The sequence below is a fragment of the Paenibacillus sp. TY11 genome (assembly GCF_059772165.1).
Genome location: NZ_JCBAIQ010000029.1, coordinates 1 through 22,332, shown reverse-complemented (window position 1 = coordinate 22,332; position 22,332 = coordinate 1). Strand labels below are relative to the sequence as shown.

Below are 22,332 nucleotides of genomic sequence, written 5' to 3'. Positions count from 1 at the left end.
CGTGTGGGCCAAAAGGTAAATCCCGTCGGACTCCGAATCGGTATTATCCGTGATTGGGAATCCAAATGGTATGCAGGCAAAGATTTCGGTGATCTTTTGCTGGAAGACGTTAGAATTCGTGAACATCTGAAGAAAAGATTGAAAGACTCCGCTGTATCCCGTGTTGAAATCGAGAGAGCAGCTAACCGTGTCAACGTAACGATTCACACTGCGAAACCAGGTATGGTAATCGGTAAGGGTGGTTCCGAAGTTGAAAATCTGCGTAATGAAATTACTAAAATCGCAGGCGGTAAAAAGGTACACATCAATATTTCTGAAATTAAAAATCCTGAACTGGACGCAATCCTGGTTGCTGAAAGCATTGCACAACAATTGGAACGTCGTGTTTCTTTCCGTCGTGCTTTGAAACAAGCGATTCAAAGAACTATGCGTTCCGGAGCAAAAGGAATTAAAACTCAAGTAGGCGGACGTCTTGGCGGTGCCGAAATCGCTCGTTCCGAAGGGTACAGCGAAGGAACTGTTCCACTGCATACGCTTCGTGCCGACATTGACTACGGTACAGCGGAAGCTCATACTACTTACGGTCGTCTTGGCGTAAAAGTATGGATCTATCGTGGAGAAGTTCTTCCTCCAGCTAAGAAACAAGCTCCTCAGGAAGGAGGCAACTAATCATGTTGGTACCAAAACGCGTAAAACATCGTAAACAACAACGTGGTCATATGAAGGGGCGTGCAAAAGGCGGTACTACACTGAACTTTGGTGAGTACGGTTTGCAAGCTACTGAACCTGCATGGATTACTAACCGTCAAATCGAAGCTGCTCGTATTGCGATGACTCGTTACATCAAACGTGGTGGTAAGGTTTGGATTAAAATTTTCCCTGACAAACCAATTACTCAGAAGCCTCTTGAGGTTCGTATGGGTAGTGGTAAAGGTAACGTAGAAAAATGGGTTGCAGTAGTGAAACCAGGCAAGATTATGTTCGAACTTGCTGGTGTTCCGGAAGAGATTGCTCGTGAAGCAATGCGTCTTGCCGCTCACAAACTGCCAATCAAAACTAAGTTTGTGAAACGTGAAGAATTGGGTGGTGAAGCAAATGAAGGCTAGTGAATTCCGCAACCTAACCACTGCTGAAATCGAACAAAAGATCTCCGGTTTTAAAGAAGAACTTTTTAACCTTCGTTTTCAACTCGCTACCGGTCAGCTTGATAACCCGACTCGGATCGGCGCTGTGCGTAAGGAAATTGCTCGTGCTAAAACTGTGATCCGTGAAAGAGAACTTGGGATTAGCTAAGATATCAGACCGGGTGGGAAATCCGCCTGTAATTAGGAAGGAGGCCAACAATGAGCGAACGTAATGCCCGTAAAGTATTAGTCGGTAAAGTAGTCAGCGACAAAATGGATAAAACGATTGTGATTGCTGTAGAAACCTACAAAAAGCATGATCTCTACCATAAACGCATTAAAGTAACTAAGAAATTCAAAGCTCATGATGAAAACAACACTGCACAAATTGGTGATACTGTTAAAATCATGGAAACTCGCCCTTTGTCCAAAGACAAAAACTGGAGACTGGTCGAAATCATTGAAAAAGCTGTTATAATCTAATGTAGTGTAGTTTTTCCGAAAGGAGGATAAATAAATGATTCAACCATTTACACGTTTGACTGTAGCTGACAATTCCGGCGCGAAGGAACTGATGTGTATCCGTGTGCTCGGTGGTACGGGACGTCGTACAGCTCAAATTGGTGACCTGATCGTTTGTTCCGTAAAACAAGCAACACCAGGCGGCGTTGTCAAAAAGGGTGATGTAGTAAGAGCGGTTGTCGTTCGCACTAAACGTTCTATCCGCCGTAAAGACGGTTCCTACATCGGATTTGACGAGAACGCAGCAGTGGTCGTTAAAGAAGACAAGAGCCCACGTGGTACTCGTATTTTCGGACCAGTTGCTCGCGAACTTCGTGACAAGGACTTCATGAAAATCGTTTCCTTGGCTCCGGAAGTGATCTAAATTCACCTTAAATTGTGCCCGTAGGAGGTGTACGAAATGCCAAAAATGAAAAAAGTTCTGGAATCCCATAACAACAAGCTGCACGTCAAAAAAGACGACACTGTTCTGGTGATTACAGGTAAAGATAAAGGTAAAAAAGGTCGCGTTATCGCTGCTTACCCTCGTCAAAACCGTGTGCTTGTGGAAGGTGTTAACATGATTAAAAAACACCAAAAGCCTAATCAGCTGAATCCACAAGGCGGCATCATCGAGAAAGAAGCTCCGATTCACGTTTCCAACGTTATGCACATTGATCCGAAGAGCGGAAAAGTAACCCGTGTTGGTTACAAAGTTTTGGACAACGGAAAAAAAGTGCGCATTGCAAAACGTTCTGGCGAAGTGATCGACTAATTATTTTTTGAAGAAAGGAGGTATATGATTCATGGCAACAACAAGAATGAAAGAACGTTTCTTGAAAGAAATCACTCCTGCTTTGATGCAGAAGTTCAACTATACAACAGTGATGCAAGTGCCTAAAATCGAGAAAGTTGTAATCAACATGGGTGTTGGCGACGCAGTCCAAAACTCCAAAGTACTTGATTCAGCTCTCAACGACATGCAGCTGATCGCTGGTCAAAAACCAGTAATCACTCGCGCAAAAAAATCTATTGCAGGTTTTAAATTGCGTGAAAACATGCCGATCGGTGTAAAGGTAACACTTCGTGGCGAGCGTATGTATTATTTCTTGGACAAATTGTTCAACATTACTCTTCCTCGCGTACGTGATTTCCATGGTGTATCAACAAAAGCTTTCGACGGACGTGGTAACTACACGCTTGGTCTGAAAGAACAGTTGATCTTCCCGGAAATCGAGTATGATCAAGTTGATAAAGTTCGTGGTATGGACATCGTTATCGTAACGACTGCCAAGACTGACGAAGAGTCCCGTGAGCTTCTGACTCAGCTGGGCATGCCTTTCGCGAAATAATGTTGGCATAACGTTTCGGGCGTCTGATTTAAAAGACACCCTGTTCTCCGAAACTATTTAGGAGGTGTCAGGCTAAGTGGCAAAAACTTCAATGAAAGTCAAACAACAACGCGCACCAAAGTTTAAAGTTCGTGCTTATACTCGTTGCGAACGTTGTGGTCGTCCACATTCGGTACTGCAAAAGTTTAAGATCTGCAGAATTTGCTTCCGTGAATTAGCTTATAAAGGCCAGATTCCTGGCGTGAAAAAAGCAAGCTGGTAAAAAGTCCTGTTTGGGAAGGAGGTTTATACACAATGACTATGTCTGATCCAATTGCAGATATGCTTACTCGTATTCGTAACGCGAACACAGTTCGTCACGAAACAGTAGAAATGCCTGCATCTACAATGAAAAAACAAATCGCCGACATCCTGAAACGTGAAGGATTCATTCGTGATGCGGAATTTGTTGAAGATAGCAAACAAGGGATCATCCGTATTTTCTTGAAATACGGTGCGAACAACGAGCGTGTTATTACAGGTTTGAAAAGAATCAGTAAACCAGGTCTTCGCGTTTACACGAAGAGCAATGAGATTCCACGCGTACTGGGTGGACTCGGGATCGCAATCATTTCAACATCCAAAGGTATCATGACCGACAAAGAAGCACGTCAGTCCAAAGCCGGCGGAGAAGTTGTTTGCTACGTTTGGTAAGATAACGTTTAAAAGATAGGAGGTGCAACAGATATGTCCCGTATTGGTCGTAAACCAATCACAGTACCAAGTGGTGTTGACGTGACTTTGAACAACACAGCGATCACAGTTAAAGGTCCTAAAGGAACATTGACTCGTGAGCTTCATAAAGACATGTCCGTTACTGTGGAAAACAATGAAATTAATGTAGTTCGTCCTTCGGACAACAAACTTCACCGCTCTTTGCATGGAACAACCCGCAGCGTTGTCAACAACATGGTAAGTGGTGTAACTGAAGGCTTTTCAAAATCTCTGGAGCTGGTTGGGGTCGGATATCGTGCAAGCAAATCCGGAGATAAAATCGTTCTGAACGTTGGATACTCTCACCCGGTTGAAATCACACCGGAAGCGGGCATCGAATTCGAAGTTCCTTCGAACACTAAAATCATCGTTCGCGGAATTGATAAAGAGCGTGTAGGTGCCTACGCTGCTAAAATTCGTTCCGTTCGTGAACCTGAACCGTACAAAGGTAAAGGGATTAAATACGAAGGCGAGCGCATCATCCGTAAAGAAGGTAAAGCCGGTAAGAAGAAATAAGTTTCTTACCGACTTTGTGCGGTCTTTCTGCTGGAAAGACTTCGTACTTCTTTTTTACCCAGTGCGTCTTAGTATAAAGTTTTAAAAGGCAAACTGAAGGGAGTGAAAACTTGAGATGATTACAAAACAAGATAAAAATAAAGCACGTGTCAGAAGACATCTGCGTGTACGTAAGAAAATCGAAGGTACGGCTGTACGTCCTCGTTTGAACGTATTCCGCTCTTCCAAACATATCTACGCACAACTGATTGATGATGTAGCTGGTGTAACATTGGTTTCTGCATCTACTATGGATAAAGAACTGAGCAGCGAAATCAAAAACGGCGGTAGTGTAGAAGCAGCTCGTAAGGTTGGCGAACTCGTTGCTAAACGTGCGAAAGAAAAAGGTCATGCTAACATTGTATTTGACCGTGGTGGATACTTGTATCATGGACGGATTCAAGCTTTGGCTGATGCAGCTCGCGAAGCTGGCCTTGAATTCTAAGACATTTCTCAAAAGGAGGTTAACGACTTGCGTGTAGATCCGAATACTTTGGAACTGACTGAAAGAGTAGTAAATATTAATCGTGTAGCTAAAGTTGTCAAAGGCGGACGCCGTTTCAGCTTCAGTGCTCTGGTAGTAGTAGGCGACGGCAACGGCTGGGTAGGCGCTGGAATCGGTAAAGCTGGCGAAGTACCTGATGCGATTCGCAAAGGTATTGAAGATGCTAAGAAAAACCTGGTTCACGTTCCACTCGTAGGCACAACAATTCCTCACCTTGTTACAGGTAAGTTCGGTGCTGGCCGGGTTCTGTTGAAACCGGCATCGGAAGGTACTGGGGTTATCGCTGGTGGTCCAGTTCGTGCTGTACTGGAACTTGCTGGTGTAGGTGATATCTTGACAAAATCTTTGGGTTCTTCGAATTCCATGAATATGGTCAATGCGACTTTGGAAGGTTTGTCCCGCTTGAAACGCGCTGAAGAAGTTGCAAAATTGCGCGGCAAATCCATCGAAGAGCTGCTGGGCTAAGGAGGGAATATCATGGCGAAATTAGAAATTACCCTCGTTCGTTCGTTGATCGGCCGTCCTGGTACTCAGAGAACGACTGTTAAAACGCTCGGCTTGCGTAAAATCAACCATAAAGTAGTTCAACCCGACAATGCAGCTATTCGCGGGATGATTAATCAAGTTAGCCATTTGGTTTCTGTTAAAGAAATCGAGGCTTAAGAAATAAAGTATTTTAACAATAATCAAGGAGGTGCAACGAACGATGAAGTTACATGAGCTTTCCCCAGCTCCAGGCTCCCGCAAAGAACGTAAACGTTTGGGTCGTGGTCCTAGTAGCGGTACGGGTAAAACTTCTGGTCGTGGTCATAAGGGTCAAAACGCTCGTTCCGGCGGTGGTGTACGTCCGGGCTTCGAGGGTGGTCAAAACCCACTGTATCGTCGCTTGCCTAAACGCGGTTTCGTAAATCCTACTCGTAAAGAGTATGCGGTTTTGAATATCGAAGATTTGAACAGTTTTGCAGCGGGTACAGAAGTAAGCCCTGAGTTTTTGCTGAACAATGGCATTGTGAAAAACGCGAAATCCGGAATTAAAATTCTGGGTAACGGTGAAATCACTGTAAAATTGACAGTTAAAGCGAACAAGTTCTCTCAATCTGCGGTAGAGAAAATTGAAGCTGCCGGCGGTAAAACCGAGGTGATCTAATGTTCAAGACCCTGAAAAATATATGGCGGGTTGAGGATCTTAGAACCCGAATCCTGTTCACCCTGTTTATACTCTTTGTATATCGTATTGGCTCCTTCGTGCCGGTTCCCGGCGTGAATAAGCAAGTCTTTACTTCTCAGGATCAGGCAGGAAGCGAGTTGTTTGGACTCCTTAACACCTTCTCAGGGGGCGCATTGTATCAGTTTTCGATCTTCGCCCTCGGGATTATGCCATATATTACAGCGTCCATCATTGTACAGTTGCTGTCAATGGACGTGATTCCGAAACTTGCGGAATGGGCTAAACAAGGAGAGCATGGTAAAAAGAAGTTGGCTCAAATTACGCGGTATGGTACGGTAATACTGGGCTTGATTCAAGCATTCGGAACGTCGATCGGCTTTAACCGACTGTACGGTGCAGCGATGATTCCAGGAGCCACTTTTGCAGATTATCTGGTCATTGCCATTGTGCTTACAGCAGGAACTACATTCCTTATGTGGCTCGGTGAGCAAATTACCGAAAAGGGAATCGGCAATGGTATCTCTATTGTTATCTTCGCAGGAATTGCGGCAGGTATTCCAAGACATATTCGGACGGTTGTAGAGTCTCAGTTTATTCAGGCAGATCAGCTGTTTATGAATATTCTGAAGGCAATTATCATTGCCTTGGTGATTGTTCTGATTATTGTTGGTGTTATCTACATCCAGCAAGGTATTCGGAAAATCCCGGTACAATACGCGAAACGTGTAGTTGGCAACAAAATGTACGGTGGCCAGAATACGCATATTCCGATGAAAATTAATGCGGCAGGCGTTATTCCGGTAATCTTTGCGGTATCATTGCTGCAATTCCCGACAATTATTGCGAGTTTCTGGGCAGATCATGCTTGGGCTAAGTGGATTACCACTTACTTGTATTATGACAAGCCGCTGGGCATGGTTTTGTATGTCGTAATGATTATCGGTTTCACATTCTTCTATACCTTTGTACAGATGAATCCGCAGCAAATGGCCGACAACATGAAGAAAAACGGCGGTTATATTCCGGGAATTCGTCCGGGTAAAGCCACGGAGAAGTACCTGACACGAGTAATGTCACGTTTGACAATGACAGGAGCTTTGTTTCTGGCAGTCATATCCGTTTTGCCGGTATTCTTCGGTTCGCTTTCGGGTTTGCCTCGTTCCGTGCAAATTGGCGGTACTTCATTGCTCATCATTATCGGTGTAGCATTGGATACGATGAAGCAAATCGAAAGCCAATTGATCAAACGCCATTACAAAGGCTTCATCAACAAATAGGCAATAGGTACCGGCTTAGGATGTTCGCATGCTTACCGGCACCTTTTGTGCTGTTTCTTGTGTAGGGGTCGTCTTGAGGAGTGACAGATTGTGAATATTTTGATCATGGGCCCTCCGGGGGCTGGTAAAGGTACACAAGCAGATGTCATTGTGAAGGAATTCGGCATTCCTCATATCTCGACAGGTGACGCGTTTCGCCTAGCGATGAAACAGGGAACACCTATTGGCATTAAAGCCAAAGAATATATCGACAAGGGTGAACTTGTTCCGGATGACGTAACAATCGGTATCGTTGAAGAGCGGCTGCAACAGCCGGATTGCAAGAAAGGGTTCTTGCTAGACGGGTTTCCAAGAACTTTAGCTCAAGCTGAAGCCTTGGATCAAATTTTGGGTCGATTGAATACGAAACTAGATGACGTCATCAACCTGAAAGTGGATCGTGACAACTTGTTGGCACGGATCACAGGACGGCGGGTTTGTAAAAGCTGCGGAACTAGCTATCATATTGTCTTTAATCCTCCTAAGGTTGAAGGCATTTGCGATAAAGACGGTGGGGAACTCTATCAGCGTCCTGACGATAACGAAGATAGCGTAAGAACACGGCTTGACGAATATAGTAATAAAACAGCACCACTCCTCACGTTTTATGAGAACCAGAATCTTCTGCGTCATATTGACGGAGAACAGGATATTGATGTGGTTTCCCAAAATATCGTGTCCTTGTTGCGGGGTTAGCTGTAATGATCATTTGCAAGTCGGGGACGGAATCAAGCTTTATGAGGAAAGCTAAGAAAATGACTATGGATACGAATCATTTCTTGGCAGGAGACATCGAGCCCGGTATTACGACCGGTGAACTTGATCATTTAGCTGATCGGTATATTCGCAGTCAGGGAGCTGTGCCGTCTTTTAAAGGTTATAACGGTTTTCCTGCTAGCATTTGCGCTTCAGTCAACGAACAACTGGTGCACGGATTTCCCGGCAAACGCAAGTTAAACAAAGGCGATATCATCGCGAAAACTCGCCAGTTTACAATGTCGCATGCCATTCGGCAATATATTGAGAATCCAAACCGTGGTATTCCCGAGCAGGGGCCGAGGCTGAAAACCGGCATTGTGCTGGCTATTGAATCCATGATTCAAATAGGTTCTCACCATGTAGGGACGCTGGAAGACAACTGGACGGTCGTTACGATGAACGTGACCTCTTGTGCTCATAACGAGCAAGCGGTGACGGGCGAAACGGGCGGCATGGACATTTTCACGAAACTGAGTGCGTAGGTGATTGGAATGATTCAGCAAGGAAACCTGCAAATCGGTCAGCTGGTGAAGATTCTGAAAGGCAGAGGTGCCGGACAGATTGCGGTTGTCGTTTCAATAGCAGATAGCAGGTTTGTATATATTGCGGATGGGGATAAACGAAAGTTTGATCAAGCGAAGAAGAAAAATGTTCTTCATTTGGTACCTCAGCCAAAGATTAGTAGCGAGATTGTAAACAGTTTAAACGAAAGCGGTCGGGTGACGAACGGAAAGCTGCGTCATGCAGTGAAAACTTTCCTGGACTCGTCCGAATACCAAGCTGAAGAGAAAGGAGACTGACTTTGGCCAAAGAAGATGTCATTGAGGTTGAAGGTACGGTAATCGAGCCACTGCCGAACGCTACGTTCAAGGTAGAGCTGGAGAACGGTCATCAAATTCTTGCTCATGTTTCCGGAAAGCTGCGGATGCACTTTATCCGTATTTTGACAGGCGACAAGGTGGTTGTACAGTTATCGCCTTACGATTTAACCAAAGGCCGTATCACGTACCGCAAGTAATTCATGCAGGTTTTTATTAAACGTACGTCATTTAAAAAAACTTGTTTTGCTCGGCAAAACGATGTGAATGTTCACGAAGCGAGTTTTACCAGGGTAAAGCTTGGAGGAGGTAATCAACATGAAGGTAAGACCTTCTGTAAAACCTATTTGCGAAAAATGCAAAGTCATTCGCCGCAAAGGGAATGTAATGGTTATTTGCGAAAATCCGAAACACAAACAAAAACAAGGTTAATAGAAGGGGGTGTAGCGTAAAATGGCTCGTATAGCTGGTGTGGATTTGCCACGTGACAAACGCGTTGAGATCGCCTTGACTTACATTTTCGGAATCGGTAAAACGACTTCTCAGAAAATCTTGAAGGAAACAGGCATCAGTGCAAACACGCGTGTTCGTGATTTGACTGAAGATGAAGTGAGCAAATTACGTGAAACGATCGACAAAGAAGTTAAAGTAGAAGGCGATCTGCGTCGTGAAATTTCCTTGAATATTAAACGTCTGACTGAGATTGGCTGCTACCGTGGTGTTCGTCACCGTCGTGGATTGCCTGTTCGCGGACAACGTACTAAAACTAATGCTCGTACCCGTAAAGGTCCTCGTCGGACTGTAGCGAACAAAAAGAAATAAGAAAGGAGGATAACATTCAATGGCTAAACCGAAAAAAGTTGTACGTACAAAACGCCGTGACCGTAAAAATATTGAGACTGGCGTGGCACACATCCGTTCCACGTTCAACAACACGATCGTTACGATCACAGATCCACACGGTAACGCAATCTCTTGGGCCAGCTCAGGCGGCATGGGATTCCGTGGTTCCCGTAAATCTACTCCATTCGCAGCGCAAATGGCCGCAGAAACTGCTGCTAAAGCTGCTATGGAACACGGCATGAAAACTGTCGAAGTCATGGTTAAAGGACCTGGTGCAGGTCGCGAAGCAGCAATCCGCTCTTTGCAAGCTGCTGGTCTGGAAGTTAACCTGATCAAAGACGTAACTCCGGTACCTCATAACGGATGCCGTCCTCCAAAACGTCGTCGCGTCTAATGAGATTTCTCCTCTGCGTGTAGTATAGATCCGGCACAAACTGCCAAGAATGGATGTTTAGGTATACTGCATGATAGACTATGGATAAGGTGAATGTTTCATATAGGAGCGACGTTTTGAAGGAGGGATATTGCAGTGATAGAAATCGAAAAGCCGAAAATTGAGACGGTTGACGTCAATGATGATGGCACCTATGGAAAATTCGTAGTAGAACCGCTGGAACGCGGATACGGTACGACGCTGGGGAACTCGCTTCGCCGTATTCTGTTATCCTCGTTACCGGGGGCAGCAGTCACATCGGTTCAGATCGATGGGGTTCTGCACGAGTTTGCAACGGTTCCCGGTGTGAAGGAAGACGTAACGGAGATCATTCTGAACTTGAAAGCTTTATCGCTTAAAATCCACTCGGATGAAGAGAAAGTGCTCGAAATCGATGCGGAAGGCGAAGGAGTTGTAACGGCAGGAGATATCCGTGCGGATAGTGATGTGGAAATTCTTAATCCGGATCTTCACATTGCTACGCTCGGACCGGGTTCGAGACTTCACATGCGTATTTTTGCCAATCGCGGTCGCGGTTACGTTAAGCAGGATCGGAATAAACGTGATGACCAGCCGATCGGCGTCATTCCCGTCGACTCCATCTACACTCCGATTGCACGCGTGAACTACGGCGTAGAAAATACGCGTGTCGGCCAGGTTACGAATTATGACAAGCTGACACTTGAGGTTTGGACTGACGGAAGTATTCGTCCCGAGGAAGCAGTGAGCCTTGGAGCCAAAATTTTGACCGAGCATGTGATGCTGTTCGTGGGTCTCACGGACGAAGCAAAAGATGCTGAAATTATGGTTGAAAAAGAAGAAGACAAGAAAGAAAAAGTTCTTGAAATGACGATCGAAGAGCTGGATCTCTCCGTCCGTTCCTATAACTGCCTTAAGCGCGCTGGTATCAATACGGTACAAGAACTCACGACTAAATCTGAAGAAGATATGATGAAGGTCCGTAACTTGGGTCGCAAATCTTTGGAAGAAGTACAAGAGAAGCTCGAGGAACTTGGTTTAGGACTTCGTACGGAAGAATAGTACAGCAACGTTTTTGTGAAGGAGGGGAAATTACATGGCATACCAAAAATTGGGCCGTAACTCCAGTGCCCGTAAAGCTTTGTTTCGTGATTTGGTAACCGATCTGTTCTTGTATGAGCGTATCCAAACTACTGAGGCTAAAGCGAAAGAAGTTCGTTCTATTGCTGAAAAACTGATCACCAAAGCGAAAAAAGGAGATCTGCACGCACGTCGTCAAGTGGCTGCGTTCGTTCGCCGTGAAACTTTGGATGGTGAGCAGGATGCAATCCAAAAGCTGTTTAGCGAATTGGCTACACGTTACACTGAGCGTCCAGGTGGATACACTCGTATCTTGAAATTGGGACCTCGTCGTGGCGACGCCGCTCCAATGGTATATCTGGAACTGGTTGACCGCGCGTAAACAGGCGAAGATGAGGGAAGGGTGGACAGAATCGGCTTGATTCTGAACAACCCTTTTTTTCTCTTGGAGGAGTCCTTGAGGGGCTTCTCCTTTGTTATGTTCGGTTATTCCTTGTAAGGCCAGAGAATACCCCTGCAAAGGTGTGAGAAGCATGCGGAACTTGTGCATGAAGGTGAACTATGACGGAACCCACTATGATGGCTTTCAGACGCAGCCTAGTGGTAACACCATTCAGGACTGCCTTGAAAATGCTATTTACTCATTAACGGGCGAACGTCTTAAAATTACAGGCTCAGGCCGTACAGATGCAGGTGTGCATGCATACGGGCAGGTATTCAATTTTCATACTGAATCGCCGATTCCGATACAGCGCTGGTGTCTGGCACTTAATGCCTGGCTGCCTCGTGATATCATCGTTACGGATGCGAGAGAGGTGCCGCTGTCCTTTCATGCACGCCGCATGGCGAAGCGGAAGACATATCGGTACAGTATTAATGCGAACCGGTTTCCGGACATCTTTCACCGTCGTACACAGGCCCATCATCCAACGAGTCTGGATGTAAGAGCGATGGAGGAAGGGTTGGCTCATTTAGTTGGCACCTTCGACTATACTTCGTTCGCATCTCGACGTTCCCAAAAGACGAATCATGTTCGTACTATTTACGAAGCCTATATGACGGTAGACCATTCCTTTTCACGTCCGGGCTCGGATGATCAGGGAATTATTCATACTTATATTACAGGTAGCGGATTCTTGCAGCACATGGTTCGGATTATTATGGGCACTTTGCTGGAAGTGGGAGAAGGCAAGAAATCGTCGGATGATATTCCTTCCATTTTGGAGGCTAAAAATCGTTCAAAGGCTGGACCTACGGCCGTTGGACACGCTTTAACGCTCTGGAATGTAGAGTACGACGAAAACATCAAAAAACATTGATTTTACCCTTGCAGAATTGATGGTTATCCTGTAATATAAAAGTTGTGTTTTCTTAATGGCTTTCCCACAGCCCCAATTAAGATGATCACTTTAAAGTAACATCTAATCCATCAATAATGCAGCAACTTAACGAACGAAGATAAATGATGATTTCTGTTAACGAACTTAAGGAGGATACTTTTCATGCGTACTACGTATATGGCGAAGCCAAATGAAGTTGAGCGCAACTGGCACATCATTGATGCCGAAGGCAAAACGCTCGGCCGTCTGGCAAGCGAAGCGGCTGCGTTGATTCGCGGCAAACACAAGCCACAGTTTACACCACATGTGGACACAGGTGATTTTGTTGTTGTAATCAATGCGGAAAAAATCGTATTGACCGGTAAAAAAATGGAGAACAAGAAATACTATCGTCACTCCCTGCATCCGGGTGGTCTGAAAGTAACGGTTGCACAAGAAATGGTTAAGAACAAGCCTGAGCGTATGTTGGAGTTGGCTGTTCACGGTATGCTTCCTAAAACTCGTCAAGGCGAGAAAATGAAGCTGAGACTTAAAGCTTACAGAGGCACAGAGCATCCACATGCAGCACAAAAACCTGAAGTTTACGAACTTCGCGGATAATTAAAAGGGAGGACAGTTTCATGGCACAAGTACAATACTATGGGACAGGTCGTCGTAAACATTCGGTAGCTCGTGTTCGTCTCGTACCGGGTGAAGGACGCATTGTCATCAATAAGCGTGATATTAATGAATATTTCGGTTTGGAAACTCTCAAACTGATCGTAAAACAACCACTGAACCTGACAGAAACAGTTGGCAGCTATGACGTACTCGTTATCGCTCATGGTGGTGGTATCTCTGGTCAAGCAGGAGCAATTCGCCACGGTATTTCCCGTGCTCTGTTGAAAGCAGATCCGGAATTCCGTCCAGCTTTGAAAAAAGCAGGCTTCCTGACTCGTGACCCACGTATGAAAGAACGTAAAAAATACGGCCTCAAAGCCGCTCGTCGTGCACCACAGTTCTCGAAACGTTAATATTTCGAATACAGAAGAACCTTTTCCTTATGGAAAGGGTTCTTTTTTTATTAAGTTCATTTCCTGATCATTATCCACATGTGGATAAGTAGATCTACTCTAGAACTTCGCGGGCTTCATCATGTTCGTGCGAATACATAAATAACCGCATGCACTGCACGGAACACGAAAGTTATCCACGATGTAATTAAAGACGGTATTGTTATGCACAAATACAGTTTGCTATTTCAACACTGTTTATTCTGTAATGTTCATAACCTGTGACTAATTTATAAGGTCCGGATAGTCTACATAGCCGCATCTTAAAGTCTCAGCTTAGTGCTGTTACACGAGGATAGTTTAGTTTCCACTGATTTTATGAAAGGCCTCCTTAATATGATCTAGCTGGATACTGGCTACGCCATCCTGTATGGCTTCTTTGGCCACAGCTAGGGCTACGGGAAAGGATACTTCATTTAACCTGCTTAGACTGGGCTGAAGGGCGCTCCCTAGCTTAGCATTGTCACCGCCTCGGCTACTGCGATTGCAACGGCAATGAACATACCTCTAGTAATTAATTAAGCCTACACAGCAATCGCTCCAAGTCCTAAGTCGGGGAAGATAAATGTATTGTTCGAGTGTCCTGTCCCATAAACCGGCCTTCATAGGTGACAGACTCAAGAGGGCTTCCAGTAGCGATGAGGGCCTTGCTTGTGTCCAGTGGATCAATTCCTCGGGAATGGCCTCTGCGAGCGCTGTAGGATTGGATAGGGCATAATAGGCGATCAACGCGGGTTGCCTTTTCATTTATTATTTCCTCGTTGAAAGCACCGCTGACACCAGAGATCCCGATTAGTATAGTGGGCTTCATCTGGCGAATAACTTCGAGCAGAGGTATTTTACCTTCATCTGATCTTGGCTACGCACGGACTTCATCTACGGAACACAAATTAGATTTCTGAAAGTTAAATATATTTTTTATTCCCTCGGTTAGCAGCCCACGATAATGATAGATCCAAAAACGACGCTTACTTTCTTCCTCAGATAGTGCTTGCTTAATCATAGCATTCCGAATCTGATCAGCATTACCAATGCCTTGCCGCAACAGGGCAGAGATAAGGGTACGTTGCTCCTAGACGATGGGAAGCATTTCACGCAGATAATCCGTAAGCAGACGATAGTACAATACTACATTTTGCTATACAAATCATTTCAACCAAGCATTTTGCGTAGAACCATAGGAGGCAATATACCTTCAAGGCCCAACTTTTCCATTCGTTCGGTGTAAAAACAAGGCCTTTGTTTAAAAGCGTTGGGGTACATCTTTGCCTTTGGCGAGTAGAGAGCGAGTCGTCTCCGTTGACGTAAAAAGCAATCATTCAAGCATACCTTCTTGCTATAACTAGTTACTTTTATTTGCCAAGCAACCTAAGGACAATATTCAAATGTTTGGTATAAGAATATTTTATATAAAGTCAATGAACTTGGTCGGATACGCAGGAGAACATTAAAGAATGCTGGCAGAACAACGTTCCTGCATATTTTAGGCGGATAAATGTTTACATCATGACGTTTTGTCCTGGATTGACAATGAACATGAAAGTTTTATACTGTATTTAATCTTATTAGTTTAGTCGGTATTGAAATGACACTTATTTATGAATCTTCATATGGAGGCGCATTGATAATGAATTTATTGGAGAAAGAAGCGTTGATTAGAGTCAAGGCAATTGAACTGGAAGAGGCTGCGCCAGAGGAAATTATCCAGTACGCTGTTCATACATTTCCCAATCTTACCTTTGCTTGTAGCTTCGGAGCAGAGGATGTAGTACTAGTAGATATGCTTCAAAAAATTAGCCCTTCCACCGACATTTTTTACTTGGACACCGACTTTCATTTTCAAGAAACTTACGATACGCGAGATCAGATGGAGGCCAAATACAACTTGGATTTTGTTCGGGTATCTCCCTTAATCACTCCCGAAGAGCAAGCGGCTGAGCATGGAGAGGAGCTGTGGAAATCAGATCCTAACACATGCTGTGCTATACGCAAAGTTGAGCCGCTAACACGCATTTTGTCTCAATACGATGCATGGATTACCGGTATTCGCCGCGATCAGGCCCCTACCCGAGCGAATGCAAAAAAGGTAGAGTATGATGATAAGTTTGGACTCGTTAAATTTAACCCCTTGGCGAGCTGGACATCCGAGGATGTATGGAACTATATCCGCACTCATGATGTACTGTATAATCCATTGCATGACCGCAATTATCCTAGTATCGGTTGTGAGCAATGCACACGTGAAGTCCTACCAGGTGAAGACCCTCGTGCGGGTCGCTGGTCAGGCAATGAGAAAACTGAGTGTGGGCTCCATCAATAAAATGGTATACAGGTAGCTATGAGTCGTACTTATGAATAGAAAGGATGTACATTATGACTGCAATTCTTCCGCATGGCGGAACGCTTGTCGATAGAATCATTACAGGGCCTGAGCAAAAAGCACTTTTGCAGGCTGCAGGTGAATTGTTTCCTATCCGTGTAAACTCATGGACCATTTCCGACCTGGATTTGATTGGAGTGGGGGCGTTCTCTCCATTGACGGGTTTTATGAATGAGTCTGATTATCGGTCGGTGGTAACGGATATGCGTCTTGCCGATGGTACTGTCTGGAGTATTCCCATTACTCTTGCAGTGGCAGAAAGTGTTGCCAGTGAACTGAAGTTAGGTCAGCAGGTGGCTTTGGTGGGTGAAACAGACGGTACTATCTATGCTGTACTTGATATTGAGAGTATTTATCAGGTTGATCAGGCTGAGGAAGCCAGACGTGTATTCAAGACGGATGACCCGACTCATCCTGGTGTAAACAAACTGTTAGATCGACCTACTACCTATGTGGGAGGATCTGTGCAAGTTCTGAATCGACCGGAGCCCGCACAATTTAGTGAGTTTTACTACACACCAGCACAGATACGTAACCTTTTTGCCGAAAAGGGCTGGAAAACGGTAGTCGGTTTTCAAACGCGAAATCCGGTACACCGGGCACATGAGTACATCCAAAAAAGCGCAATGGAGATTGTGGATGCATTATTTCTAAATCCGCTCGTCGGTGAAACCAAGTCAGATGACGTTCCAGCAGATGTGCGTATGAAGAGCTATCTGGTACTGCTGGACAACTATTATCCGGCTGAACGCACTTTTCTGGGCGTATTTCCTGCTGCCATGCGATATGCTGGTCCTAGAGAGGCCATTTTCCATGCTATTGTGCGAAAGAACTATGGCTGCACCCATTTTATTGTTGGAAGGGATCATGCCGGTGTAGGGGACTATTACGGTACCTACGAAGCTCAGGAAATTTTCAGGCACTTTACACCTGAGGAGCTAGGGATTACTCCGTTGTTCTTTGAACACAGCTTTTATTGCACCCGATGTGGGAATATGGCCTCAAGCAAAACATGCCCTCATCCCAAGGAGTATCATTTGACGCTCTCGGGCACCAAGGTACGGGAAATGTTGCGTTCCGGGGTTTGCCCGCCACCTGAATTTACACGACCGGAAGTCGCTCAAGTGCTGATTGAAGGTATGAAAGAATTTGTTCATGCCTGAGTTGTACTATCTACACGCCTCGTCCCATATAGATTATTAGTATCTGTATAGGACGGAGGCGTTTTGTTATGCAAAAAAATAATCGTAGACGCGAGGTTACACTGTGGATCCGCTATCGGACGCTGCAAAGAATACTGTTGGGCTGTTGTCTCGCCTTTCTGTTTATCACGCTGGCATTGTATGAGATACCTGCTTCGAGAGCCTGGACCCATTGGAGTTTACCGCTTACTGGTAAAGTAATTGCTATAGATGCTGGACATGGAGGGCCTGATGGAGGGGCAGTTAGCAAAGAGGGTATTATTGAAAAAGATATTAATCTGGCGATCGCTTTTTATTTGCGGGATTATTTGCAACAAGCAGGAGCTGTTGTTTTCATGACACGTGAGGATGACCGCGATCTGGCGCAGCAAGAAACAAAAGGCTATTCCAGAAGAAAAACGGAGGATTTGAAGCAGCGTGTGCGTATGATTGAGGAGCAGAAAGCGGACCTCTTTTTAAGTATTCATATGAATAGTATCCCGTCGAGCCGTTGGAGTGGAGCCCAGACCTTTTACGTACCTAACCATGCAGATAACGAGAATTTGGCGTCCTTAATTCAGGAAGAGATTAAGCGCAACTTGGAAAATACGGACAGAGTGGCTAAGACCGTGGACACAGTTTATTTGTTGAAGGCTATCAAAATGCCAGCAGCCCTTGTAGAAGTCGGATTTTTGTCCCATCCAGAGGAAGCCAGACGACTAGGTGACGAGAACTATCAAAGACAAGTGGCGGCGTCCATATATAAGGGGATTTTGCGTTACAGTGCCGGAGAAAAGGGGATCTCGTCAGCACCAGAAGCCAGATAGTGGTATACTGTAAGTGTTTACCACTACGTAAATTCATTGAAGCAGAGGTGCTGATTATTCATGCAATCGAGAGAGCAAGTTATAGAGCTACTTCAGCAAGTGCGGGAGCCTCACACGGGACGCCGTCTGGTCGATCTCCATTTTATTCGGGATGTGGTTGTTAAAGAGGATCGGGTATCCTTGACCGCTATTACTCTGAATAGCCAGGAAGAGACGCGGACAGAACTGGAACGAGAAATCCGGCAGACGTTAGAAGAGGCGGGATTAAGTCACGTCCATATTCGTATTCGTGAGGCATCTGAGCATGAAAAGTCCGCTATTCAAACTGGAGAGGATACCGAGGAAGCGGCTGACCCTGTTTTGACCAAAGGACATGCTGTCGGTATGGAAGAACATGAGCTGCTTAACCCAGCATCTGGCGTCCGGTTTATTGCCATTGCAAGCGGAAAAGGCGGTGTTGGAAAATCGACAGTATCTGTAAATTTGGCGGCTGCTTTAGCTAGAAAGGGTAAGCGTGTGGGTTTAATTGATGCTGACATCTATGGATTTAGCGTGCCGGATATGATTGGAGTGGAGGATGTTCCTTCTGTCGAAGATGGTATCATTCAGCCGGTGGAACGATTTGGTATCAAAATCATGTCCATGGGCTTCTTTGTAAGAGAGAACAATCCAGTGATTTGGAGAGGTCCCATGCTGGGGAGAATGCTCAGACAGTTTTTTAGTGATGTCGAATGGGGCAAACTGGACTATATGATACTTGATTTACCACCAGGTACTGGCGATGTAGCGCTTGACGTGCATCAAATGATTCCTCAGAGTGAAGAGATCATTGTTACTACCCCACATGCGACGGCAGCTTTTGTAGCTGCACGTGCAGGGGCAATGGCGCTACAAACGGATCATAAGGTCATTGGCGTTGTGGAGAACATGTCCTATTATGTATCCTCCAGCGGTGAAAAGGACTATGTCTTTGGACGGGGAGGCGGGGCTATGCTGGCAGATACCCTTCATACGAAACTGCTGGCGCAAATTCCGCTGGGTATTCCAGATAATCACCCGTCAGAAGCCGACTTTTCACCATCCGTATATAAATCCGAGTCGGCGACTGGGGCTATTTACAATGATATTGCCGCCCAAATTACGAAGTTGCACGCGGAATCTGAATAATAAAAAGGAGGCTGGTTGTTGAACCAACCTCCTTTTTATTATTGGCCTCCTCCTTGTTCTCCTTCGCCCCCACCTTGTTCTCCTTCACCCCCGCCACCATCTTGCTTCTGATCGCCAGAGCCGCCTTGCTCACCGCTTTTTTTCTCAACCTTAGGTTGGAGTTCCTCTTGTACAACGGTTTTGAGTAAATTCATGACCTCAAGCCGAAAAATCGGATTCTGCATGGCATCATGCATGACTGTCATAGATTGTTTGCGATATTCAGGGGTTTTAGTTAAGTCCATGTACATCTTAGTCAGTTCTGGCGACTTGAGCATCGCTTCAATAGATTTTTGATAAGAAGGGTCTTTAATCAGCTGCATATGAAGCTGTTTACTTTGACTGTTGATGGCTTTGGCAAATTCTCCGGCAAAACGCGGATCAGTCATAATTTTTTCGATTTCTTTTTTATATTCAGGTGAAATCAAAGTATCCTTGACTGCAATTTTCATCTGTTCAGCTGACTGCATAGGCATAAGCATTTTCATTCCCATGCTGCCACCAGAACCTGCACCAGAACCTCCACCAGACCCACCTTCTTCACTGCTTTGACCGGATTGCCCTTCTTTAGATGAGCTGCTTTCCCCGGTTAAAGCCTCCTCTACCGCTTTTTTTCCGTCATCGCTTTTCAAGATATCGACAACCATCGTTTTCATCTCTTTATAACTGTTCTGGGGAGGCGCAGAACCCTGATCTGAGCCACAGCCGCTCAGTGCAACGCCCAGAACGCATACCATGCTAACAAATCGCAAACGAGTCCAATTCATGGCCGTATTCCTCCTTCATCATGAATGTGGATAGTATGCGGATGAATGGGGAGAAATATGTCGAGTGGCTTTTGGTTTTTAGCTGAGAACGATGTAAAATAACTCCTTAAAGACCTAGAGCCTGATCGCGAACTTCTTTGCCTTTTACTGTACCCTGTTGAAGCAGTTCAGATACAGTCACGAATTCATAGCCTTGTGCGCGCAACTTGTCGATAATGACGGGCAACGCTTCATGAGTTTGTTTACAGGAATCACTGGCATGCAGAAGAACGATATCACCGGGATGTGCTTTATTTACAACACGGTCGATTATGACCTGAGTACCGGGGTTTTTCCAGTCCAGGGAATCTGTATCCCATTGAATGGTTTTGTAGCCTAAAGTGCTGGCAACTTGAAGAACCCTTTTGTCAAAGTCACCATTAGGCATACGGATTAACTTCGGAGACTGCCCAGTCAGTTCGGTTAATGTGGTGTGAGCTGTTGAAATCTGCTTACGAATATCCTCATCGCTTAAGCTACTGTAATTTTCGTGTTTATGGCCATGACTGCCGATCTCAAATCCGCTTTCTTTAATCTGATTCACAAGCTCTGGATGCGTTTTACTCCAAGGGGCAGAAAGAAAAAAGGTGGACTTGGTCACTTTTTTATCTTCAAGAACCTTTAAAATGGGGGCAGTGCGCTTATCACCCCAACTAATGTCAAAGGTGAGAGCGATCAGCTTTTTGTCCGTGGGTACACTATAAATGGCAGTTGGTGCTTCCTCGGAAAAAACCGTAACATTATCGGTTTCTACATAAATGACTCCAACAGTAAAGACGGCTGCAGCTATTACGATCAGGAATCGTTTGATTTTTTTGCCGTTCAATACATAGAAAAAAGAATTCATGGTTAATAACGCCCCTTTCATCCTAGAAGTGCTTGTTTACTTAAAGCTATGCCGGGGGTTGTCAATTATTCCATTGGACTAATAGGAGGAATCAGCAAATGGGACTAAAAGCATTTTTTCACGATTTACACACGACAAGACGCTTAATTTTAATTTCTGCACTTCTTTTCTGCGCAAGTATTGTAGTGGGATGGTTAAGTACAGGCACCATTCAATCCATGTTGGCACAACAAATGGAGGAACTGGGAGGAGTAGCGCAACGCTTGCAGAATTCTGAACATCCACAATGGAGTTTTTTTGTATTCATCTTTTTCAATAATGCAATCAAATGTGTGCTGGTTATATTTACGGGGGCTCTATTTGGAATGGTACCTTTTATATTTTTAATTGTGAACGGAATGGTTTTAGGGTTTGTAGTACACTTGCAGACAGATATGGGAAGAAGTATGTATGAGGTTGTTGTAAAAGGGTTACTGCCTCACGGTGTGATTGAATTGCCTGTTTTGATTATCGCCTGTGCCTTCGGATTGAAGTTTGGAATCAACATAATGTCTACCATAGGTACAAGCATAGGGCTTAAGCGTAAAGGAATTGGCCCAACGTGGGGGGAATTTATGAAACAAACGTTGAGGGTGTCAATATGGTCCGTCATCTTGCTGTTTATAGCAGCTGCAATTGAGAGCGGCATAACTTATCGTTTGTTGTCACATTAAAATATTATGGCCAATTATTTATATATTTCCTGAAAATTGAACATAACAAAGGGGAGAGCGTAAAGAAAAGATATTAAAGATTAATCGGAGTAAGTTTGAAACCTTAGCAGTTGAGTTTAAAAACAGGTAAAGATTGGAACAATAGTTGAGCAAATATAAGTACTATATAATCTGCTGATAAGGGAGTATGGTCATATGTTGGGAATGCTGTTTAACGAAAAAGAATGCAAGGAACTTGACTACGTTCTTCGTAAGGAGCTAGATGAAATGCTGCTTGACATGAGCGATACCCGATTGGATCAGGATATTCGCTATGCAATCGCACTTCGATATAAAACGGTTTTCCGCATGTATGCCCGTTTTGCTCCCCCCAAGGAACTATCCAAATATGCTCGCAGAGGGCGAGTCCCGCAAACCAAACAATGAAAAGATGAAGAAGAAGAAACTAAATCAGAGATATCAGGAAGTAAATTATTTAAAAAGCATATACTTTCTGATATCAAAAAAAGTATTGACTCTATTCAGTATTCATGGTAAATTAATTTTCGTTCCTTTTTGAAGGATTTGCTCGAAAAAAAGAATTTAAAAAAACTCTTGCAAATTTCAAAAAGAGATGATATATTATAAAGGTCGCCACTGAGACGCGGTGATGAAACAAAGTGAGACATTATGAAGGTTTGATCTTTGAAAACTGAACAACGAGTGAGTAAATGATTTTGCTTGCAAAATCAAACAAGAGATATTTTATCTCGTCAGTTTCAAAATGAGCTTATCGCTCTTTCTATAAACCAACT

At 44.6% G+C, this 22,332-nt stretch carries 35 protein-coding genes and 1 pseudogene; 33 read left to right on the top strand and 3 right to left on the bottom strand.

All coding sequences use genetic code 11. The features are described 5' to 3' along the window. Window positions 1-3: 3 nt before the first annotated feature. The 27 genes from rpsC to rpsI all read left to right on the top strand — a co-directional run bounded on the left by rpsC (window position 4) and on the right by rpsI (window position 13,539). Window positions 4-669: a 30S ribosomal protein S3 gene (gene rpsC / locus AC6EJC_RS23910; RefSeq protein ID WP_013312156.1), complete on the top strand. Its 666-nt coding sequence runs from the start codon at window positions 4-6 to the stop codon at window positions 667-669. 2 nt (window positions 670-671) lie between these two features. Next, window positions 672-1,106, top strand: coding sequence for a 50S ribosomal protein L16 (gene rplP, locus AC6EJC_RS23905; RefSeq protein WP_007432576.1), 435 nt, complete (start codon window positions 672-674; stop codon window positions 1,104-1,106). Next, window positions 1,096-1,293, top strand: a complete 198-nt coding sequence (rpmC, locus tag AC6EJC_RS23900; RefSeq protein ID WP_007432575.1) for a 50S ribosomal protein L29 — start codon at window positions 1,096-1,098, stop codon at window positions 1,291-1,293. The genes rplP and rpmC overlap by 11 nt, the downstream gene beginning before the upstream one ends. Before the next feature lie 50 nt (window positions 1,294-1,343). Continuing rightward, a complete protein-coding gene (rpsQ, locus tag AC6EJC_RS23895) occupies window positions 1,344-1,607 on the top strand; it encodes a 30S ribosomal protein S17 (RefSeq protein WP_025685934.1) in 264 nt (87 codons plus the stop codon). A gap of 34 nt (window positions 1,608-1,641) precedes the next feature. Next, on the top strand, window positions 1,642-2,010 hold the full coding sequence (rplN, locus tag AC6EJC_RS23890) for a 50S ribosomal protein L14 (protein WP_007432573.1): 369 nt from the start codon (window positions 1,642-1,644) through the stop codon (window positions 2,008-2,010). Between the two features lie 36 nt (window positions 2,011-2,046). Next, complete coding sequence (rplX, locus tag AC6EJC_RS23885) at window positions 2,047-2,400, top strand: 50S ribosomal protein L24 (RefSeq protein ID WP_444956088.1); 354 nt, start codon at window positions 2,047-2,049, stop codon at window positions 2,398-2,400. A 31-nt stretch (window positions 2,401-2,431) separates the two neighbouring features. Next, a complete protein-coding gene (rplE, locus tag AC6EJC_RS23880) occupies window positions 2,432-2,977 on the top strand; it encodes a 50S ribosomal protein L5 (RefSeq protein ID WP_007432571.1) in 546 nt (181 codons plus the stop codon). A gap of 76 nt (window positions 2,978-3,053) precedes the next feature. Continuing rightward, window positions 3,054-3,239 (top strand): type Z 30S ribosomal protein S14, encoded by a 186-nt coding sequence (locus AC6EJC_RS23875; RefSeq protein WP_010348808.1) that lies wholly within the window; start codon window positions 3,054-3,056, stop codon window positions 3,237-3,239. Between the two features lie 32 nt (window positions 3,240-3,271). Further along, window positions 3,272-3,670 carry a 30S ribosomal protein S8 gene (rpsH, locus tag AC6EJC_RS23870; RefSeq protein WP_007432570.1) on the top strand — a complete coding sequence of 133 codons (399 nt, stop codon included), beginning with the start codon at window positions 3,272-3,274 and terminating at the stop codon, window positions 3,668-3,670. Between the two features lie 33 nt (window positions 3,671-3,703). Then, window positions 3,704-4,246, top strand: coding sequence for a 50S ribosomal protein L6 (gene rplF / locus AC6EJC_RS23865; RefSeq protein ID WP_013312152.1), 543 nt, complete (start codon window positions 3,704-3,706; stop codon window positions 4,244-4,246). A 115-nt stretch (window positions 4,247-4,361) separates the two neighbouring features. Beyond that, on the top strand, window positions 4,362-4,730 hold the full coding sequence (gene rplR / locus AC6EJC_RS23860; protein ID WP_007432568.1) for a 50S ribosomal protein L18: 369 nt from the start codon (window positions 4,362-4,364) through the stop codon (window positions 4,728-4,730). A gap of 27 nt (window positions 4,731-4,757) precedes the next feature. Continuing rightward, window positions 4,758-5,255: a 30S ribosomal protein S5 gene (gene rpsE, locus AC6EJC_RS23855; RefSeq protein WP_013312151.1), complete on the top strand. Its 498-nt coding sequence runs from the start codon at window positions 4,758-4,760 to the stop codon at window positions 5,253-5,255. 12 nt (window positions 5,256-5,267) lie between these two features. Then, the gene (gene rpmD / locus AC6EJC_RS23850) at window positions 5,268-5,453 is read left to right on the top strand and encodes a 50S ribosomal protein L30 (protein ID WP_013373260.1); all 186 of its coding nucleotides are present in this window, start codon (window positions 5,268-5,270) and stop codon (window positions 5,451-5,453) included. Window positions 5,454-5,496: 43 nt separating this feature from the next. Then, window positions 5,497-5,937: a 50S ribosomal protein L15 gene (gene rplO, locus AC6EJC_RS23845; protein WP_013312149.1), complete on the top strand. Its 441-nt coding sequence runs from the start codon at window positions 5,497-5,499 to the stop codon at window positions 5,935-5,937. Then, on the top strand, window positions 5,937-7,235 hold the full coding sequence (gene secY, locus AC6EJC_RS23840) for a preprotein translocase subunit SecY (RefSeq protein ID WP_061831397.1): 1,299 nt from the start codon (window positions 5,937-5,939) through the stop codon (window positions 7,233-7,235). Before rplO ends, secY begins: the two co-directional genes overlap by 1 nt. Before the next feature lie 90 nt (window positions 7,236-7,325). Then, window positions 7,326-7,970: an adenylate kinase gene (locus AC6EJC_RS23835; RefSeq protein WP_322158392.1), complete on the top strand. Its 645-nt coding sequence runs from the start codon at window positions 7,326-7,328 to the stop codon at window positions 7,968-7,970. A 5-nt stretch (window positions 7,971-7,975) separates the two neighbouring features. Beyond that, window positions 7,976-8,515: a M24 family metallopeptidase gene (locus tag AC6EJC_RS23830; RefSeq protein ID WP_444956087.1), complete on the top strand. Its 540-nt coding sequence runs from the start codon at window positions 7,976-7,978 to the stop codon at window positions 8,513-8,515. A gap of 9 nt (window positions 8,516-8,524) precedes the next feature. After that, on the top strand, window positions 8,525-8,833 hold the full coding sequence (locus AC6EJC_RS23825; RefSeq protein ID WP_025724255.1) for a KOW domain-containing RNA-binding protein: 309 nt from the start codon (window positions 8,525-8,527) through the stop codon (window positions 8,831-8,833). A gap of 2 nt (window positions 8,834-8,835) precedes the next feature. Beyond that, window positions 8,836-9,051 (top strand): translation initiation factor IF-1, encoded by a 216-nt coding sequence (infA, locus tag AC6EJC_RS23820; RefSeq protein ID WP_006212898.1) that lies wholly within the window; start codon window positions 8,836-8,838, stop codon window positions 9,049-9,051. 118 nt (window positions 9,052-9,169) lie between these two features. Then, entirely contained in the window at window positions 9,170-9,283 is a 114-nt protein-coding gene (rpmJ, locus tag AC6EJC_RS23815) for a 50S ribosomal protein L36 (protein WP_003333770.1), read from the top strand. Between the two features lie 21 nt (window positions 9,284-9,304). After that, window positions 9,305-9,673 (top strand): 30S ribosomal protein S13, encoded by a 369-nt coding sequence (gene rpsM / locus AC6EJC_RS23810; protein ID WP_007432560.1) that lies wholly within the window; start codon window positions 9,305-9,307, stop codon window positions 9,671-9,673. 19 nt (window positions 9,674-9,692) lie between these two features. Next, window positions 9,693-10,088, top strand: a complete 396-nt coding sequence (rpsK, locus tag AC6EJC_RS23805; protein ID WP_013312144.1) for a 30S ribosomal protein S11 — start codon at window positions 9,693-9,695, stop codon at window positions 10,086-10,088. 135 nt (window positions 10,089-10,223) lie between these two features. Further along, complete coding sequence (locus AC6EJC_RS23800) at window positions 10,224-11,168, top strand: DNA-directed RNA polymerase subunit alpha (protein ID WP_007432558.1); 945 nt, start codon at window positions 10,224-10,226, stop codon at window positions 11,166-11,168. Window positions 11,169-11,202: 34 nt separating this feature from the next. Then, window positions 11,203-11,568, top strand: a complete 366-nt coding sequence (gene rplQ, locus AC6EJC_RS23795) for a 50S ribosomal protein L17 (RefSeq protein ID WP_013312143.1) — start codon at window positions 11,203-11,205, stop codon at window positions 11,566-11,568. 151 nt (window positions 11,569-11,719) lie between these two features. Further along, complete coding sequence (truA, locus tag AC6EJC_RS23790; RefSeq protein ID WP_444956086.1) at window positions 11,720-12,505, top strand: tRNA pseudouridine(38-40) synthase TruA; 786 nt, start codon at window positions 11,720-11,722, stop codon at window positions 12,503-12,505. Window positions 12,506-12,688: 183 nt separating this feature from the next. Next, the gene (gene rplM, locus AC6EJC_RS23785) at window positions 12,689-13,126 is read left to right on the top strand and encodes a 50S ribosomal protein L13 (RefSeq protein WP_013312141.1); all 438 of its coding nucleotides are present in this window, start codon (window positions 12,689-12,691) and stop codon (window positions 13,124-13,126) included. A gap of 20 nt (window positions 13,127-13,146) precedes the next feature. Further along, a complete protein-coding gene (gene rpsI / locus AC6EJC_RS23780; RefSeq protein ID WP_013312140.1) occupies window positions 13,147-13,539 on the top strand; it encodes a 30S ribosomal protein S9 in 393 nt (130 codons plus the stop codon). A 586-nt stretch (window positions 13,540-14,125) separates the two neighbouring features. Here the strand turns inward: rpsI and AC6EJC_RS23775 are convergent. Beyond that, window positions 14,126-14,581 (bottom strand): annotated as a pseudogene (locus AC6EJC_RS23775) (malic enzyme-like NAD(P)-binding protein). Window positions 14,582-15,205: 624 nt separating this feature from the next. Here AC6EJC_RS23775 and AC6EJC_RS23770 point away from each other — a divergent pair. The 4 genes from AC6EJC_RS23770 (at window position 15,206) to salA (ending at window position 19,133) form a co-directional block, all read left to right on the top strand. Beyond that, window positions 15,206-15,898, top strand: coding sequence for a phosphoadenylyl-sulfate reductase (locus tag AC6EJC_RS23770; protein WP_444956085.1), 693 nt, complete (start codon window positions 15,206-15,208; stop codon window positions 15,896-15,898). A gap of 53 nt (window positions 15,899-15,951) precedes the next feature. Continuing rightward, window positions 15,952-17,121 carry a sulfate adenylyltransferase gene (gene sat, locus AC6EJC_RS23765; RefSeq protein ID WP_444956084.1) on the top strand — a complete coding sequence of 390 codons (1,170 nt, stop codon included), beginning with the start codon at window positions 15,952-15,954 and terminating at the stop codon, window positions 17,119-17,121. A 68-nt stretch (window positions 17,122-17,189) separates the two neighbouring features. Next, on the top strand, window positions 17,190-17,966 hold the full coding sequence (gene cwlD / locus AC6EJC_RS23760; protein ID WP_444956083.1) for an N-acetylmuramoyl-L-alanine amidase CwlD: 777 nt from the start codon (window positions 17,190-17,192) through the stop codon (window positions 17,964-17,966). A gap of 60 nt (window positions 17,967-18,026) precedes the next feature. After that, window positions 18,027-19,133, top strand: coding sequence for an iron-sulfur carrier protein/transcriptional regulator SalA (gene salA, locus AC6EJC_RS23755; protein WP_444956082.1), 1,107 nt, complete (start codon window positions 18,027-18,029; stop codon window positions 19,131-19,133). Between the two features lie 38 nt (window positions 19,134-19,171). Here the strand turns inward: salA and gerD are convergent, their stop codons facing one another. Next, window positions 19,172-19,939, bottom strand: coding sequence for a spore germination lipoprotein GerD (gerD, locus tag AC6EJC_RS23750; RefSeq protein WP_444956081.1), 768 nt, complete (start codon window positions 19,937-19,939; stop codon window positions 19,172-19,174). Window positions 19,940-20,045: 106 nt separating this feature from the next. Next, window positions 20,046-20,825 carry a polysaccharide deacetylase family sporulation protein PdaB gene (gene pdaB / locus AC6EJC_RS23745; protein ID WP_444956080.1) on the bottom strand — a complete coding sequence of 260 codons (780 nt, stop codon included), beginning with the start codon at window positions 20,823-20,825 and terminating at the stop codon, window positions 20,046-20,048. Window positions 20,826-20,923: 98 nt separating this feature from the next. On the opposite strand from pdaB, the gene AC6EJC_RS23740 reads away from it, so the two are divergent. Both AC6EJC_RS23740 and AC6EJC_RS23735 read left to right on the top strand, forming a co-directional pair. Continuing rightward, window positions 20,924-21,538, top strand: coding sequence for a stage II sporulation protein M (locus AC6EJC_RS23740; RefSeq protein WP_444956079.1), 615 nt, complete (start codon window positions 20,924-20,926; stop codon window positions 21,536-21,538). 195 nt (window positions 21,539-21,733) lie between these two features. Beyond that, a complete protein-coding gene (locus tag AC6EJC_RS23735; protein ID WP_444956078.1) occupies window positions 21,734-21,964 on the top strand; it encodes a hypothetical protein in 231 nt (76 codons plus the stop codon). The last annotated feature ends 368 nt before the right edge of the window (window positions 21,965-22,332 follow it).

Bases quoted from the DNA above. Each gene is read 5' to 3' on its own strand.
- rpmJ (WP_003333770.1), top strand. From the start codon at position 9,170: ATGAAGGTAAGACCTTCTGTAAAACCTATTTGCGAAAAATGCAAAGTC.
- pdaB (WP_444956080.1), bottom strand. From the start codon at position 20,825: ATGAATTCTTTTTTCTATGTATTGAACGGCAAAAAAATCAAACGATTC.
- rpsM (WP_007432560.1), top strand. From the start codon at position 9,305: ATGGCTCGTATAGCTGGTGTGGATTTGCCACGTGACAAACGCGTTGAG.
- AC6EJC_RS23770 (WP_444956085.1), top strand. From the start codon at position 15,206: ATGAATTTATTGGAGAAAGAAGCGTTGATTAGAGTCAAGGCAATTGAA.
- rplF (WP_013312152.1), top strand. From the start codon at position 3,704: ATGTCCCGTATTGGTCGTAAACCAATCACAGTACCAAGTGGTGTTGAC.
- gerD (WP_444956081.1), bottom strand. From the start codon at position 19,939: ATGAATTGGACTCGTTTGCGATTTGTTAGCATGGTATGCGTTCTGGGC.
- AC6EJC_RS23825 (WP_025724255.1), top strand. From the start codon at position 8,525: ATGATTCAGCAAGGAAACCTGCAAATCGGTCAGCTGGTGAAGATTCTG.
- rpmC (WP_007432575.1), top strand. From the start codon at position 1,096: ATGAAGGCTAGTGAATTCCGCAACCTAACCACTGCTGAAATCGAACAA.
- rpsQ (WP_025685934.1), top strand. From the start codon at position 1,344: ATGAGCGAACGTAATGCCCGTAAAGTATTAGTCGGTAAAGTAGTCAGC.
- rplO (WP_013312149.1), top strand. From the start codon at position 5,497: ATGAAGTTACATGAGCTTTCCCCAGCTCCAGGCTCCCGCAAAGAACGT.
- secY (WP_061831397.1), top strand. From the start codon at position 5,937: ATGTTCAAGACCCTGAAAAATATATGGCGGGTTGAGGATCTTAGAACC.
- rplX (WP_444956088.1), top strand. From the start codon at position 2,047: ATGCCAAAAATGAAAAAAGTTCTGGAATCCCATAACAACAAGCTGCAC.
- rplQ (WP_013312143.1), top strand. From the start codon at position 11,203: ATGGCATACCAAAAATTGGGCCGTAACTCCAGTGCCCGTAAAGCTTTG.
- rplP (WP_007432576.1), top strand. From the start codon at position 672: ATGTTGGTACCAAAACGCGTAAAACATCGTAAACAACAACGTGGTCAT.
- sat (WP_444956084.1), top strand. From the start codon at position 15,952: ATGACTGCAATTCTTCCGCATGGCGGAACGCTTGTCGATAGAATCATT.
- rplE (WP_007432571.1), top strand. From the start codon at position 2,432: ATGGCAACAACAAGAATGAAAGAACGTTTCTTGAAAGAAATCACTCCT.
- rplN (WP_007432573.1), top strand. From the start codon at position 1,642: ATGATTCAACCATTTACACGTTTGACTGTAGCTGACAATTCCGGCGCG.
- salA (WP_444956082.1), top strand. From the start codon at position 18,027: ATGCAATCGAGAGAGCAAGTTATAGAGCTACTTCAGCAAGTGCGGGAG.
- AC6EJC_RS23740 (WP_444956079.1), top strand. From the start codon at position 20,924: ATGGGACTAAAAGCATTTTTTCACGATTTACACACGACAAGACGCTTA.
- AC6EJC_RS23830 (WP_444956087.1), top strand. From the start codon at position 7,976: ATGATCATTTGCAAGTCGGGGACGGAATCAAGCTTTATGAGGAAAGCT.
- rpsI (WP_013312140.1), top strand. From the start codon at position 13,147: ATGGCACAAGTACAATACTATGGGACAGGTCGTCGTAAACATTCGGTA.
- rplR (WP_007432568.1), top strand. From the start codon at position 4,362: ATGATTACAAAACAAGATAAAAATAAAGCACGTGTCAGAAGACATCTG.
- rplM (WP_013312141.1), top strand. From the start codon at position 12,689: ATGCGTACTACGTATATGGCGAAGCCAAATGAAGTTGAGCGCAACTGG.
- AC6EJC_RS23735 (WP_444956078.1), top strand. From the start codon at position 21,734: ATGTTGGGAATGCTGTTTAACGAAAAAGAATGCAAGGAACTTGACTAC.
- rpsK (WP_013312144.1), top strand. From the start codon at position 9,693: ATGGCTAAACCGAAAAAAGTTGTACGTACAAAACGCCGTGACCGTAAA.
- rpsH (WP_007432570.1), top strand. From the start codon at position 3,272: ATGACTATGTCTGATCCAATTGCAGATATGCTTACTCGTATTCGTAAC.
- rpmD (WP_013373260.1), top strand. From the start codon at position 5,268: ATGGCGAAATTAGAAATTACCCTCGTTCGTTCGTTGATCGGCCGTCCT.
- cwlD (WP_444956083.1), top strand. From the start codon at position 17,190: ATGCAAAAAAATAATCGTAGACGCGAGGTTACACTGTGGATCCGCTAT.
- truA (WP_444956086.1), top strand. From the start codon at position 11,720: ATGCGGAACTTGTGCATGAAGGTGAACTATGACGGAACCCACTATGAT.